This window comes from Sneathiella sp. (assembly GCF_029233945.1).
Taxonomy (GTDB): Bacteria; Pseudomonadota; Alphaproteobacteria; order Sneathiellales; family Sneathiellaceae; genus Sneathiella.
The window spans coordinates 118,978-133,637 of sequence record NZ_JARGOQ010000001.1; the positions used below are offsets into that span (position 1 = coordinate 118,978).

Sequence of the window (14,660 nt, forward strand, 5' to 3'; positions counted from 1 at the left end):
CCCGACCCTGACAATAATCTGAAAAAATAACCCGATGAGCTCTGCGCGCGCGCTGAAATTTGATGTGGTGGTGGTTGGCGCAGGCGCCGCCGGGATGATGTGCGCGATCGAGGCGGGAAAGCGCGGCCGAAAAGTTCTCCTTCTCGAAAAAGCCGAGAAATGTGGGCAGAAAATCCTTATCTCCGGTGGTGGCCGGTGTAATTTCACCAACCTCCTTGCGGCGCCCGAAAAATTTATCTCGAATAATCCGCATTTCTGCAAATCTGCACTTCGCCAGTATACCCAGACGGACTTTATCGCCCTTGTCGAAAAACACGGCATCGCCTATCACGAGAAGAAGTTGGGGCAGCTATTTTGTGATGAAAGCGCGAAGCAGATTGTCGCGATGCTGGAGGCGGAATGCACCGAGGCTGATGTCACGATATGGCGTGGAACCGGGGTGGATCAGATTAAGCGGGTGAAGGACGCGTTTCTGATTTTTGCCGGAGAGCAAACGGTTGAGGCAGAAAGTGCTGTCCTGGCAACTGGCGGTCTCTCCATCCCGAAGCTTGGCGCGAATGATTTTGCCTATCGCATGGCAAAGGACTTTGACCTCTCCCTTGTGCCGCCGAAGCCCGGACTGGTACCCTTTACCTTTGAGCCTGCAGATAAGGAGCGGTTTGCGGGTCTCACTGGTGTTTCCGCCGATGTTGTTATCCGCATCGGCAAAGTTCAGTTTCGGGAAAATCTCCTTTTTACGCACAAGGGCCTCAGTGGACCGGCAATCCTGCAGATATCGTCATTCTGGCAAGCAAGAGAGGCGATCCAGATTGACTTTCTCCCAGATATCGACCTTGCAAGTCTGCTTAAAGAGAAGCGGCAAAGTCAGCCAAAGCTGAAAGTGGAAAACCTGCTCAAGGACTTCCTTGCAAACCGGTTGGCAGTCTCTCTTATGCAAGAGGTAGAGGAACTTCCCGAACTTGGTAATCTATCGGACACGAAAATCCAGGAATTGGTAAGTAAAATTAAACTGGTTAAAATAGTTCCAAATGGAACAGAAGGATATGCCAAGGCGGAAGTAACCGTTGGCGGGGTCAGCACGGCGGTGCTCAACTCAAAAACGATGGAGGTGAAATCCGTGTCCGGTCTTTTCTTCATTGGGGAAGCTGTCGACGTGACCGGATTCCTTGGTGGGTATAATTTTCAATGGGCCTGGTCCTCGGGCTTTGTTGCGGGGCAATATGCGTAAGCCTCGGGGAAAAGAGGATTGGCTGGCCTTGGCCTCGGGGCTCAGTATCGGGGCTGATGCATTCATTGACGAACTGCCCTTCTCGCCATCCAGACTAAGGGAGATTTCGGGCTCATTCTGGGAGGAGGGGTATCTCTCCCTCCCGCCCCTGTTTGGTGAAGATGAGTTGGTCCCAATCCGGGATGCGATATACGCTCTGTCAGAACAGGATATCCCGCCGGTTTATATCTATCTTTTTGATCAGCCCTGGTGGCTCTTTGCGCGCCTTGGCGTCTTGCTTCGACATTTTGCCGGAGAGAAATTTGGCGTTCTTCCCAACCTTTGGGCCTGGCATCTTGATCGGGAAGGTGCACGCGGCTGGCCGCCGCATCGTGATTGCGATGCCGAGACCGTCTTCGGGGAAGGAGAGGACGCTGTCCTGATGAGCCTTTCTCTCTGGCTCCCGCTGACGGATGCGGATGAGAGTAATGGCTGTATGTATGTCGTGCCCCAATCGCGTCATGCGGCAAAGGGTACGGCTCAAAAAGCCGATCTTTTGGGAGCACGACCGCTTCCCGTAAAGGCGGGATCCCTTCTCGGCTGGCCGCAGGATTTATACCACTGGGGCGGTGAATATACGCCGATGGCAAAGAACCCGAGGGTTAGTCTATCGCTCGAATTTCAGAACGGAGCGTTTGATCCGCTTGCCGAGCCTTTGATGGATATGGATAAACTTCCACCATTCGAGACACGGCGCAGACTTATTCAGGATCAGTTTGCGAAGTATCGCCATATTGATCCGGGTTTTGGCGCAGGAAAATAAGCCGCGCCGCGCCGTATTTACGGTCTTTCAGAAGCCTGAATTCTGATGGGATATCGACATTTTCCTTCGCGGCAACTTCGATCACGACGATGGCCTCGGGTTTGATCCAGCCATTTTTTTCGAGTGCCGAGAGAGCTGGCGCGGAGAGATTCTCACCGTAAGGCGGGTCCATGAGGATAAGGTCGTATGGCCTTCCCGGTTTTCCCGGATTAGCGGCATCTCGACGGAGAATATCCGTAGAACTGCGCGCGTTCATGTTTTTCACGTTCTGCTCGACAAGTTTCAGGCTTTCCGCGCGATTATCGAGAAAGGTAATATGCTCCGCCCCGCGTGAAAGTGCCTCCAGCCCAAGCGCACCGGTCCCCGCAAAAGCATCCAGCACTATGGCATCGCGGGGAAGAGGGCCATTTTCGCCGCGCAGCTCCGGATCATGGCCGAGAATATTAAAAAGGGCCTCCCGCGCACGATCGGACGTTGGACGAACCTGCGTGTCCTCCGGCATGACGAGTTTCTTGCCCCTAAATTTGCCGCCAACGATGCGCATCAGTTTGATTTTTTAGGGGAAGGGCGGGCTTTCAAGGTTCCTTGCTTGCGCGGCGCAGTTGTTGGGCGGGGGGAGTTGGCCTTGGGCTTTAGAGCCCCTTGCCGTTTGCCGCGCGGTGCGCGTTGTCCCGTATTCGCCGTGGCGGCCTGATCTTCGAATTTTTCGACACCCATCTGTTCCCGCAGGATCTTGGATCTCACTTCATCTACGGCACCGGCGGGCAGATCGCCGAGCGACATAGGCCCGTAAGATGTCCGGATCAGCCGGGATACGGAATAGCCAAGATATTCCATCACTTTCCGGATTTCTCGGTTTTTTCCTTCCCGGAGAGCAATGGTTAGCCAGCTATTGGCGCCCTTGGCGCTGTCGATGGTGCCATCAATCGATCCATAGCGGACGCCCTCTACGGTGATGCCTTTTGCAAGTTTTTGCATGTCGGATTCTCTAGGGTGCCCATGGACACGGACGCGGTATTTCCGTTTCCAGCCTGTCGCCGGCAATTCCAGCTTACGGGCAAGTTCCCCATCATTGGTGAGCAGCAACAATCCTTCGGAGTTCAGATCAAGACGACCCACGGATATCACGCGCGGTAATTCCTCGGGCAGTTTGTCGAAGACGGTATCGCGCCCTTTTTCATCCTTGTGGCTCGTTACCAGACCCGGTGGCTTATGATAACGCCAGAGGCGCGGACGCTCGAGTGCGGGGATCGCCTTGCCATCCACCGTTATTTTGTCCTCTGGCGCCACCGTAAAGGCGGCACTTTCCAGAAGCATCCCGTTGACGGTGACGCGCCCAGCCTCGATCCAGCGTTCAGCTTCGCGGCGGGAACAGAGGCCGGCACGTGCCATGCGCTTTGCGATCCGCTCTTTTTGTGGGGGTTCTGTTGTCATGGGTCAGGCAGCAGATGCATTGACAAAGGCGTCGATAATTTGCCGATCACCGTTTGAGATCAGATACTCCGGATGCCACTGAACACCCAGACAGAAGCGATAACGGCTATCCTCGATCCCTTCGATCACGCCGTCCTCGGCAAGCGCATTGACGATGATGTTCTCGCTGATGTCCTTTGCCGCCTGATGGTGGGCACTGTTGACGGCAAGCGTGTCGGTTCCGACAATCCGGTGCAGCAAGGTGCCGGACGTGACTTTGACGGTATGTCCGGCCTCCGTCCGCGGATTTGGCTGTTCATGGGCGAGGGGGTTTTCCACTTCATCGGGGATATGCTGAATTAAGGTCCCGCCGAGAATAACGTGTAGAAGCTGTTGTCCCCCGCAAATACCGAGCACCGGCTTGTTCGCGGCCAGCATAGCCTCCGTGATATTCTTCTCGAACAGGGTGCGTCGGTCCTTGGTCACGACCGTATCATGTCGGCTTGTCGCACCAAACAGGCTGGGGTCCACATCGAAGGCTCCGCCTGTCACAACAAGCCCGTCCAACTTCTTCACATACTCTTCGACATGATCGGGCTCGTGGGGCAGGGCAAGCGGCAGTCCGCCACTTGCGACAACGACATCGGCATAGTTCTGCCGAAGCGCGTACCAGGGCATATTCGAATAGCCGCCGGGATCCTCTGAATCGAGGGTTATGCCAATTACAGGAATACTCATGCTTTCTTTTAGTCCTCTCTTGACGACAACTCAACTCGCCTCTTTGAATATTGTCACACAAATTCTCTAAATTTCTATTGCTTGACGGCGACGGTGCGAATTGCGAGTCTCCGAACATGGATCATGAAATTGCCGATTATATGGAAATGGCGCTCAGCACTGCGGGGATTGCCGGAAATCGGGGCGAAGTGCCCGTCGGAGCGATTATCGTCGATACAGCATCCGGGCGCATCGTCGCGAACAGCGGAAACCAAATGGTCGGCAGAAGCGATCCGACCGCACATGCGGAGATGCTGGCGCTCCGGGCGGCGGGCAACATGATAGGCAGTCAGCGGCTTATCGATTGCGATATGTATGTCACCCTTGAGCCCTGTCCGATGTGCGCGGCGGCAATTTCACTTGCGCGGATAAGGCGACTCTATTTTGGCGCCTACGATCCGAAGGGTGGCGGTGTCGAATATGGTGCCCGTATCTTTGATCAGACCAGCTGCCATCATCGTCCGGAAATATATGGCGGCCTTCAGGAAAGCAAATCGGCCGCTCTTTTAAAGAATTTCTTTGAAACGCGACGCTAAATATAGAAAGATAGCGTCACAATTAATCATAACAAAAATCTGAATAACAAAAAAGGGAACAGCGGATGATCTTCGAATATTCGGACAAGGTAAAGGAACTGCAAGCCAGGGTGCAGGCCTTTATGGATGAGCATGTCTATCCTAATGAACAGCTATTTTACGATCAGGTGGATGAGGGCGACCGCTGGCAACCGACAGCCATTGTCGAGGAACTGAAGGCAAAGGCCAAAGCGGCGGGACTTTGGAACCTGTTCTTGCCCGAAAGTGATCGGGGAGCAGGCCTCACCAATCTTGAATATGCGCCGCTTTGTGAAATTATGGGGCGTGTCAGCTTTGCGCCGGAAGTCTTCAACTGTTCGGCGCCGGACACTGGTAATATGGAAGTGTTCGAGCGCTATGCGAATGAGGAGCTGAAAGAGCGCTGGTTGAAACCGCTGCTTGAGGGAGAAATCCGGTCGGCTTTCGCCATGACGGAACCTGCCGTTGCGTCATCGGATGCGACAAATATCGAATCCGAGATTACCCGCGATGGCGATGAATATGTCATCAATGGCACCAAATGGTGGACGTCCGGCGCCTATGACCCGCGCTGTAAGGTTCTGATCTTCATGGGGAAGACAGACAAGACCGCTTCGCTTTATCAGCAACAATCCATGATCATAGTTCCCATGGAAACACCTGGCATCAATGTGAAGCGCTTTCTTCCGGTGTTCGGTTATGACGATGCGCCGCATGGTCATGCAGAGGTGGAGTTCAAGGACGTGCGGGTTCCGGCGGATCATATGCTGCTGGGTGAAGGGCGTGGCTTCGAAATTGCGCAAGGGCGCCTCGGCCCGGGACGTATTCATCATTGCATGCGGCAGGTTGGCGTTGCCGAGCGGGCGCTGGAGAAAATGTGCAAGCGCGTAAAGTCCCGCGTTGCCTTCGGCAAGCCCATCGCGGAGCAAACGGTTACACTGGAGCGTATTGCCGAATCCCGTGCGATGATTGAGCAGGCACGGCTATTGACCCTGAAGGCGGCCTATATGATGGACACCGTTGGCAACAAGGAAGCGAAAGCGGAAATCGCCATGATCAAGGTGGTCGCCCCGAATATTACCGGGAAGATCATTGACTGGGCGATCCAGGCCCATGGCGCGGGTGGTGTAAGTGATGACTTCGGTCTTGCCTTTGCCTATGCCCATTCACGGACCTTGCGTCTTGCCGACGGTCCTGATGAAGTGCATCGGAACCAGATTGGCCGACTGGAACTTAAAAAGTATAATTGATCTGACATCTGCACGGATCAATGGACAGGAAAAGCTTCCCTTCGGGGAAGCTTTTCTTTATCTATCGCGTATAGTTTTCAATAGCATGACGTTCCGCTTTTCCTATATACAGGCTTGTTCCTGTTTTTAAAAAAAGTACTTTTGGATCTCTCGAATGATCAAGTTTCTGGGTTGGGTAATGTTGGGCATCATTGTGATTGTTGCTGGCTTTTTGTATCGCTATGAAAGCCTTGACCCCTGCGAATGGCTGACCCAGGATTTAGCAGCACATGCGGGATTACAACCGGTCTCCGGCCTTGGTGAAGCTGCCGGTCTCGTGATGGAGCCGATAGAATGTGTCCAGCGCTGGGCCAATTTGAGAATTGAAGACGCTGAAAACCACTAGGAGAGCAGGATTTTCTCGAACGGATAAGAGGTCATATTCTCATAACCGGTATCTGTGATTACAACCTGCTCCTCCAGCTTGACGCCTTCCTGCCCCCCTTCCGCGCCGATATAGGCCTCGACGCAAATCACCATCCCCGGCACCAGTTCATATTCAAATGCCCCTTCGTGATAGTCTTCCGGATAGGCAATATGCGGCCATTCATCGCAAAGCCCGACGCCGTGCATCTTCACGGAGTAGCGGGAATTCACGAATTCCTCCGCAAGTAGATGCCCGCCAAAGACAATCTCCTTAAACGGAACACCGGGTGCCAGAAGCTCCATATTTTGCTGAATATGCTCATAGGCATATTGATAGAGCCTTTTTTGCTCCGCTGTGGGGGACCCATCGCCGATAAACCAGGTACGTGAAATATCCGCGCACATACCAAAGCAACCGACCAGATCCGTATCGAAAGCCAGTAGTTCGTTATTCCCGATCACCCGTGGGCCGCATTCCTGAAACCACGGGTTGGTCCGAGGGCCTGAAGCAAGAATTCGGGTCTCGATCCATTCGCCACCACGCTTGATATTTTCTGCATGCAGGACGGCCCAAACATCATTCTCAGTCAGGCCGGGACAAGCAATACGTTGCATTTCATACATTGAAATTTCCGTTGCATGAACAGCGCATCGAAGGGCCTTGATTTCTTCCGACTGTTTGACGGCGCGGGTCTTTTCCGTCACTTCTTCCCCGTCAAAAAGATGAAAACCCAGCCCTTCAAGGGCCCGTAGGCCATGTATCTGGATTTTATCTACGGCAAGACGGCGGTTGCTGCCTGCATGCTCCCGCATCAGGCTATCGATCTGCGCGGCGAACCGTTCCGCGTTCTCAACGGACTTATCCCCGCTCGTAAAATAGAAGAAGGAGGCGCCGGACCGCGTCTCGCGTACCAACGGATTGAAAGCGGTCAGCAGATCATTGGCGCCGAAGTCCCAGATAACCATATATCCATCCGCCAGGACGAGGCAGGCGCGGAAAGGGTTATGCGCCGCCCAGAGCTGCATATTCGTGGTGTCGGAGGCAAAGCGGATGTTGAGCGGATCATACATCAGAATGCCGCCATAGCCCCGCACATGCAGCGCCTGTACCAGACGGTCGAGACGCTGCGCACGCATGAGTTTGAGGTCGGGAACATCCAGTCCAGCTGCGGCCCACTCATCAAACGCGAGCTGTGTCGGACCGATCTCGACACGGTCATTATCCAGCGGCGTGCCGTCTGGTTTTTTTGCAGGAGCAGTTTGGCCGCCAGTGATTTCGCGGCCCGAAAAGATATTGCGCTTCATTTGCCAACCCCCAAAGCCACGGCAAGTGCCGAAAGCTCAAAAAGTGGTAACCGAAATCACGATATCAGGTGATTATAATATACAGCAACCTGCCAGCGACAGCTTATAGCTGGCTTTCGACCTTCTGCCAGCCGAGGGTGGCTAGCATTTTGGTGAATTCCGCATACTCTTCGCCGACCTTTGAACTCGAATTGCCATCAAGACCACGCTTATACACGCCCTGCACGATGGCCGTGGTACGGAAGAGAGAGAAGGCCAGGTAAAATCCCCAGTTTTCAATGCCATCACGCCCCGTGCGCTTGCAGTAGGCGTCAATATAGGCTTGCTCCGTCGGGATGCCCGTTGCACCGAAATCGGTCCCGACAAGACCACCATTGCGTGGATGCATATAATGATAGTTCATGCAGTTATAGGCAAGGTCGGAAAGCGGATGCCCGATGGTGGAAAGCTCCCAATCAAGCACCGCAACCACCTCAGGCTTTGTCGGATGCACGATCATATTTCCAAGCCGGTAATCCCCATGAACAATGGTGCTTTCATCTTTTTCCGGCAAATTTTCCGGCAGCCATTTGATCAGGTTTTCCATCGCCTCCAGATCATGAGTTTGAGAGGCTCGGTACTGCTTCGTCCAGCGGCTGATCTGCCGCTCGATATAGTTTCCTCTTTTGCCAAAATCCGACAGGCCGACTGCATCGATATCTACATTATGAAGTTTGGCGAGCGAGTCATTCATCGCGTCACATATTGCGGCGCGCAAATGCGGCTCTTCGCCCGGAATATCAGGGGATAGAATAATGCGGCCTTCCACCTTTTCCATGATGTAAAAGGCGGTTCCGATAATATTGTCATCCTCACACAGGCAAAAGGTGCGGGGGACCGGAACGTCAGTATTCTGAAGCGCGGAAATAACCCGATACTCCCGATCGACCGCGTGGGCCGAGGGGAGGAGATTTCCCGGAGGCTTTTTCCGCATCACATAGTCCCGCTCAGGCGTGTGCAGTAAAAATGTCGGATTAGACTGCCCGCCCTGGAACTGGCTGATCTGGAGCGGGCCCTTAAAGCCGTCTACATTTTCGGTCAAATAATCGAACAGCGCCCCTTCATTGAACTTGTGCATTTCCCGAACCGGGATGATCTCCACTCCGTCACTCATAAATGTCCCTTTTTCTTTTTTGTTTTTTGGGAGATAGAGCCGCCTTATGCGCCCTTGATAATTTTCTCGGCCTGTTCCCAACCGCGGATAGCCAGCGGTTTGACGCGAACGGCGACATCCGCTGCGTTCTTGTTCGCGGCCGTACCGTCTTTTACACGTCCGACAATACCCTGCAGGATCGCGGCAAGGCGGAACATGTTATAGGCGGCATAAAAATCCCAGTTATCGATCCCCTCTCGCCCGGTTCTCTCGCAGTAAGCGGCAACATATTGCTCTTCTGTTGGGATGCCGAGCGCGGGAAGATCCAGACCGTTTAGGCCCCGAAACAGTTCGGGTTCCAGCCGCCAGGTCATGCAGTGATACGAAAAATCGGCAATCGGATGGCCAAGTGTTGCCAATTCCCAATCAAGTATGCCCATGACCCGGTGGGATTCCTTATCGAGCACCGTATTATCAAGGCGGTAATCCCCATGAACAACCGCCGTTTCATCGCCCGGCGGAATATTATCCGGTAGCCAGGCCATCAGATTATCCATCGCCTCAATGGTTTCCGTCTCCGATGCCCGGTATTGTTTCGTCCAGCGATTAATCTGCCGCGCGAGGTAGTCCGTCGGCTTGCCGAAACTTTCAAGGCCAACGGTCTTGTAGTCGACCTGATGCAGCGCGGCCATGGCGGCGTTCATGCTATCGAAAACCGCAACCCGAGCGGCCTTTGAATATCCCGGCAGGGAGGGGTCCCATTCGATATCGCCGTTCAGGAATTCCATGACATAGAACATGGTGCCGATGATGGATTCATCTTCGCACAGGCAATAGGTTTTTGGGACAGGCACGTCGGTATTGGCAAGGGCTGTCAGAACCCTGTATTCGCGGTCAACCGCATGTGCGGAGGGGAGAAGCTTGCCGGGTGGCTTGCGCCTGAGCACATATCTGCGGTCCGGTGTCACCAACATGTAACTTGGGTTGGATTGCCCGCCCTTAAATTGCGAAACCTCAAGCGGTCCCTTAAAGCCAACAACATTCTTTTTAAGGTAATCTTCCAATGGTGCAACGTCGAACTTGTGGCGCTCGCGCACTTCCATTGTTCCCGAAAACTGAGTTGAATCGTCGGACATTGATGCCCTTTCTTGTTATTTTATTGTCCCTGTTCCTCACGCTTAACCGCCCGCCATCCGATATCTGATCGGCAAAAACCTTGCGGCCAGTCAATCGCGTCGACGCCACTATACGCCTTTTTTTGTGCTTGTTTAACGGTTTTTCCCAAACCAGTGATCCCCAGCACACGGCCTCCCGTCGCCAGAACCGTATCGCCTTCGCGTTTGGTGCCAGCGTGGAAGGCAAGAACGTCGTCGATCGCAGCGGCCGCACCAAGGCCTTTAATGGTGGTATTCTTCTCATATGCTCCTGGATATCCGTGGGCTGCCATGACGACGACAAGAGCCGTTTCATCCCGCCATTGCAATTTAACGTCGGCAAGGCTCTCGTTTGTCGTCGCCACTAGAGCGGGGAGCAAGTCACTGCCCATGCGCGCGCAAAGTACCTGGCACTCCGGATCGCCGAAACGGACGTTATATTCGATTAGCTTCGGCCCATCTTTCGTGATCATCAGGCCCGCATAGAGAACGCCGGTAAAGGGGATGCCCTGCTTTTTCATAGCGGCAATCGTTGGTTTTATGATCCTGTCGATTGTTGCGTCGATCATCTCCGGTGTCATGACGGGCGCGGGGGAGTAGGCACCCATGCCGCCGGTGTTGGGCCCGGTATCGCCGTCACCAACAGCCTTGTGATCCTGCGCCGTGGCAAGGGGAAGAATGTTCTCCCCGTCGGTGAGGACGAAGAAGCTGGCCTCTTCGCCTTCCATAAATTCCTCGATCACAATCTCTGCGCCAGCGCCACCAAAAAGGCCGCCAAAAATCTCATCGATCGTTTCATTGGCCTCGCTTAGACTGCCCGCAATAATCACGCCCTTGCCCGCGGCGAGCCCGTCCGCCTTAATCACAATCGGAAATGTATTGCGCGCCACATAAGCTTTTGCCTCATCCGGGTTATCAAAGCGCTGATAGGCGGCTGTCGGGATATTATTTTTGCGGCAGAGATCTTTCATAAAGCCTTTTGAGCCTTCCAACGCGGCGGCGGCGGCGCTTGGGCCGAAGCTTCTAATCCCCGCCTCGGAAAGCTTGTCGGCAAGTCCCATAACAAGCGGTACTTCTGGGCCGATGACAACAAAATCAATGGCTTCCATCTTGCTGAAATCGACAATTTTTTCGATATCCTCCGCGCCGATATCAACGCAGTCCGCAACCTCTTCAATGCCGCCATTGCCTGGAGCGCAGAAAAGCCGTTCAATCAGGGGAGATTTTTTGAGTGTCCAACAGAGCGCGTGTTCACGACCACCGGAGCCAATAACGAGTACTTTCATAATATTTCGAACTAATTTCCTTTGAACGACAGTGGAGAGTTTGTAGCATACTGTGACGGCAGGCCAAACAATCTTGAAGGAAAATCGTGTCAGATAATCGGAATACAGGATCCTCCAATATCCATGAATATACTGTTTCGGAGTTGAGCGGCGCGCTCAAGCGTACAGTTGAGGACGTATTTGGCCATGTCCGCGTTCGTGCAGAAATTTCAGGAATTACTCGCGCGAACTCAGGTCATGTCTACTTGACATTGAAGGATGAAAAAGCAGTCATCGACGGTATCATATGGAAGGGGGCTGCTCAGAAACTTAGTTTTCGACCGGAGGAAGGCCTTGAAGTAGTTTGCACCGGTAAACTAACAACTTATCCTGCTCGTTCTAAGTATCAAATTGTAATCGAAATAATGGAACCGGCGGGCGTTGGCGCCTTGATGGCCCTGCTGGAGGAGCGGAAGAAAAAGCTCGCGGCGGAAGGCCTGTTCGATCCATCGCGCAAAAAGGAACTTCCTTATCTTCCACAGGTAATTGGTGTTGTTACCTCCCCGACCGGGGCGGTTATCCGTGATATCCTTCATCGTCTTCGCGACAGGTTCCCGACCCATGTATTGCTCTGGCCGGTGCTGGTGCAGGGGGAGACAGCGGCGGGTCAGATTGCAAGCGCCATTCGGGGCTTCAATGCCCTTCCTGCAGAGGGGGACATCCCGCGTCCTGATCTTCTGATTGTTGCGCGCGGCGGCGGCAGTCTGGAGGACTTATGGGCCTTCAATGAGGAAGAGGTGGTGCGCGCGGCCGCCGAAAGTGTCATTCCGCTTATCTCTGCTGTGGGGCATGAGACAGATACAACCCTGATTGATTTTGCCTCCGACAAGCGCGCGCCGACGCCAACAGCGGCAGCGGAGATTGCCGTCCCGGTTCGGTCCGAACTGATTACCTATGTGGAGGATCAGGAGCGCCGTATCAAGAGGAGCCTGAACCGATCGATCACGGACAAGCGTGAACGGCTTGTAGGACTCTCGCGCGGCTTGCGCGATCCTGCATCGCTGATCGCCGAGAAAGTCCAGCATCTCGACCATCTGGAAAGTCGCCTTCGGCAGTCAGTTTCGAGCAACCTGAACTTCAAGGGACAGCAATTCAGTGGCGCAGCCGCAAAGCTTCGCCCGCAGCTTCTGGAACGGTCCTTGACGCAATATGGTGAGAAGCTGACCCTGATCGATCGCCAGATGGCGCGGAATATTGCCATAAAGCGGGAGCGCGCCGAAGAGCGGCTGGGCGCAACAACTCGGTTGCTGGAAAGCCTTTCCTTCCGGCGGGTGTTGAAACGCGGATACAGCATCGTCTGGGACGAGGCGGGCAAGCCGATTTCCTCAGTTGAGGGGGCAACACCAGGCCGCGCTGTAGAGGTCGAGTTTGCGGACGGCAAGGCAACGGCGGCATTTTCCGGGGCAGGGGGAGGCACATCGCCGGGCCGGGCATCCAAAAAGGTTCAAAAGAAAAAAAGTGAGCCAAAACAGGGAAGCCTTCTATGAGGTGTGTGTTTATATTTTTCGCCGTTTTTTTACTTTCCGTAAACGCATATGCGGACAGGACCAGCTTGCAAGGCAACTTCACTCAGGGCGGCCTTATTATAGGGATGACGGAACCAGACGCGGTGGTTTTGTTCGATGATAAGCGGGTGGCAGTCGCACCCTCCGGACGTTTCCTGTTTGGTTTTGGGCGTGATTTCAAATCAACGGCGATACTCAAAATTCGTTATTCGGATGAGAGCGAGGAAGAGAGGCCGCTCAATATCGCGAAGCGGGAGTATAAGATCGAGCGGATTAATGGTTTGCCACCGTCCAAGGTGACGCCAAGCGCCGAGTTTTTGGCTCGTATCATGAAGGAGAATGGCGAAATTGCTCGCATTCGATCTGTTGAGACAAAGAATGAATGGTTTCTTTCCGGGTGGCAATGGCCAGCGCTAGGCCGGGTGAGTGGCGTCTATGGAAGCCAGCGGGTTTTAAACGATATCCCCAAGCGTCCCCATTTTGGCGTGGATATCGCTGCCCCGGAAGGCACAGCGGTGGTTGCGTCCACTGACGGGCTGGTTCAGATGGCGGAGGAGGATTTATACTACACCGGCGGCACCGTCATGATTGATCATGGGTACGGACTGGTGTCGGTCTATTCCCATCTCAGTAAGCTCAATGTAATATCCGGGCAGTTCGTTCGGCAGGGAGAAAAGATCGGTGAAATCGGCGCGACGGGTCGGGCGACTGGCCCGCATCTCGATTGGCGGCTTAACTGGTTTTCCGAGCGGCTTGATCCTGAGTTACTGCTGGGTGCCATGCCACAAAACTAGGCTGCAAACGTCCCTTTTCTGGCGACCTTGGCGCGCCTTTTTAGCCAGCCAAGAAGTAGGATACCCCCAAGGCCACCGATAAAGAGAAAGAAGCCAGCCGGTAGCGGAATTACGGATGTTGATTGAGCAGAGATCGGGATAGGGTTGCCTTCCTCCTCAACGTCAAGAGAGTAGATGCCAAACAGGAACCCGACCCATTTTTTGTAAAACTGGTCGCCGGTGCCAAAAGGACCCGATGAAAACAGGCCGAGGGGGTCGCCGTCTTCTTTACTGAAGGAAAGAGATACAGTTTTCCCTTGCGAAATACTGCGAAATTTCTCGCTTGCGAATGCTGTCGGGATTTCTACATTCTGCTGTTGATATAATTCTGAAAACCATTTCGCGCCTCTTTGCTGCGGCTCTGGTCCGTAGTCCCCGTGGAGCGGTGCCGCTTCAATAGTCGACGCGTACAGAAGAACACCCACAGCGCAAAAAAGAGTTTTAACCCACGATTTCATATTTTCCTCTATCGGAGATCGATATCTCTCAGGGATCGTGAAATCAGTACTTTTTGTGAAAGAAATCGCCCCAGAATATGCCCCTAGTCCGGCGATGGCTAAATTGTAGTGAAGCAGACCTTATTCCGTCAATTAATGAGAAATCAGGGATGTCATGGCAAAAGCATGGCCAATTTGTGGCGAAAACAGGTAAAAATATAACAAAATTAAAGAGTTAGACGCCCTTTCCTCTGGTGATGAAGGCCAGACTATTCACGAAAATGTCAAGAGCGTGCGGCTCTTTTCAGGGAGGCATGGTTAATAAATATGGTTAATTCGATCCGAATTCAGCTTATTTTTTGTGCAGTGCGGCAATGTCGTAAAATTTATGCGAATCAGACGATTGCCTGATGCGGAAAATTAGTAGAGGCCTTGCAATGAACATCACGCAACTCATCAAACCGGTGATGCTGAAAATCCAATTATTCAGACTTTATCTTCTCGCCCGCCTTAATGACGGCATCGCCCGCTTTGTTCATA

General features: G+C 53.5%; 15 protein-coding genes. 7 read left to right on the forward strand and 8 right to left on the reverse strand.

Annotation, left to right across the window (positions count from 1 at the left end):
* Positions 1-34 precede the first annotated feature (34 nt).
* Positions 35-1,228: an NAD(P)/FAD-dependent oxidoreductase gene (locus tag P1U71_RS00605; protein WP_301103600.1), complete on the forward strand. Its 1,194-nt coding sequence runs from the start codon at positions 35-37 to the stop codon at positions 1,226-1,228.
* Positions 1,221-2,030: a phytanoyl-CoA dioxygenase family protein gene (locus P1U71_RS00610; protein ID WP_301103601.1), complete on the forward strand. Its 810-nt coding sequence runs from the start codon at positions 1,221-1,223 to the stop codon at positions 2,028-2,030. The genes P1U71_RS00605 and P1U71_RS00610 overlap by 8 nt, the downstream gene beginning before the upstream one ends.
* Here P1U71_RS00610 and rsmD read toward each other — a convergent pair.
* The 3 genes from rsmD to P1U71_RS00625 are packed head-to-tail and all read right to left on the reverse strand — an operon-like array spanning position 1,969 to position 4,181.
* Entirely contained in the window at positions 1,969-2,532 is a 564-nt protein-coding gene (gene rsmD, locus P1U71_RS00615; protein WP_301103602.1) for a 16S rRNA (guanine(966)-N(2))-methyltransferase RsmD, read from the reverse strand. The genes P1U71_RS00610 and rsmD overlap by 62 nt on opposite strands.
* Before the next feature lie 41 nt (positions 2,533-2,573).
* Positions 2,574-3,464, reverse strand: coding sequence for a pseudouridine synthase (locus tag P1U71_RS00620; protein WP_301103603.1), 891 nt, complete (start codon positions 3,462-3,464; stop codon positions 2,574-2,576).
* A gap of 3 nt (positions 3,465-3,467) precedes the next feature.
* Positions 3,468-4,181: a gamma-glutamyl-gamma-aminobutyrate hydrolase family protein gene (locus P1U71_RS00625; RefSeq protein WP_301103604.1), complete on the reverse strand. Its 714-nt coding sequence runs from the start codon at positions 4,179-4,181 to the stop codon at positions 3,468-3,470.
* A 116-nt stretch (positions 4,182-4,297) separates the two neighbouring features.
* Here P1U71_RS00625 and P1U71_RS00630 point away from each other — a divergent pair, with 116 nt between their 5' ends.
* The 3 genes from P1U71_RS00630 (at position 4,298) to P1U71_RS00640 (ending at position 6,409) form a co-directional block, all read left to right on the forward strand.
* Positions 4,298-4,756 (forward strand): nucleoside deaminase, encoded by a 459-nt coding sequence (locus P1U71_RS00630; protein ID WP_301103605.1) that lies wholly within the window; start codon positions 4,298-4,300, stop codon positions 4,754-4,756.
* Positions 4,757-4,821: 65 nt separating this feature from the next.
* The gene (locus P1U71_RS00635; RefSeq protein ID WP_301103606.1) at positions 4,822-6,024 is read left to right on the forward strand and encodes an acyl-CoA dehydrogenase family protein; all 1,203 of its coding nucleotides are present in this window, start codon (positions 4,822-4,824) and stop codon (positions 6,022-6,024) included.
* A 154-nt stretch (positions 6,025-6,178) separates the two neighbouring features.
* A complete protein-coding gene (locus tag P1U71_RS00640; protein ID WP_301103607.1) occupies positions 6,179-6,409 on the forward strand; it encodes a hypothetical protein in 231 nt (76 codons plus the stop codon).
* On the opposite strand, the gene dddP is transcribed toward P1U71_RS00640, so the two are convergent.
* The 4 genes from dddP to purD form a co-directional block, all read right to left on the reverse strand.
* The gene (dddP, locus tag P1U71_RS00645) at positions 6,406-7,734 is read right to left on the reverse strand and encodes a dimethylsulfonioproprionate lyase DddP (protein ID WP_301103608.1); all 1,329 of its coding nucleotides are present in this window, start codon (positions 7,732-7,734) and stop codon (positions 6,406-6,408) included. The two genes, P1U71_RS00640 and dddP, sit on opposite strands and share 4 nt — an antisense overlap.
* A 103-nt stretch (positions 7,735-7,837) precedes the next feature.
* Positions 7,838-8,887, reverse strand: a complete 1,050-nt coding sequence (locus P1U71_RS00650) for a phosphotransferase (RefSeq protein WP_301103609.1) — start codon at positions 8,885-8,887, stop codon at positions 7,838-7,840.
* 44 nt (positions 8,888-8,931) lie between these two features.
* Positions 8,932-10,002, reverse strand: a complete 1,071-nt coding sequence (locus tag P1U71_RS00655; protein WP_301103610.1) for a phosphotransferase family protein — start codon at positions 10,000-10,002, stop codon at positions 8,932-8,934.
* Positions 10,003-10,022: 20 nt separating this feature from the next.
* Positions 10,023-11,306 carry a phosphoribosylamine--glycine ligase gene (gene purD, locus P1U71_RS00660; protein WP_301103611.1) on the reverse strand — a complete coding sequence of 428 codons (1,284 nt, stop codon included), beginning with the start codon at positions 11,304-11,306 and terminating at the stop codon, positions 10,023-10,025.
* Between the two features lie 86 nt (positions 11,307-11,392).
* Here purD and xseA point away from each other — a divergent pair, with 86 nt between their 5' ends.
* Positions 11,393-12,832 (forward strand): exodeoxyribonuclease VII large subunit, encoded by a 1,440-nt coding sequence (gene xseA, locus P1U71_RS00665; RefSeq protein WP_301103612.1) that lies wholly within the window; start codon positions 11,393-11,395, stop codon positions 12,830-12,832.
* 104 nt (positions 12,833-12,936) lie between these two features.
* Entirely contained in the window at positions 12,937-13,644 is a 708-nt protein-coding gene (locus P1U71_RS00670; protein ID WP_301103613.1) for a M23 family metallopeptidase, read from the forward strand.
* Here the strand turns inward: P1U71_RS00670 and P1U71_RS00675 are convergent.
* Entirely contained in the window at positions 13,641-14,141 is a 501-nt protein-coding gene (locus tag P1U71_RS00675) for a hypothetical protein (RefSeq protein WP_301103614.1), read from the reverse strand. The two genes, P1U71_RS00670 and P1U71_RS00675, sit on opposite strands and share 4 nt — an antisense overlap.
* Positions 14,142-14,660 lie beyond the last annotated feature (519 nt).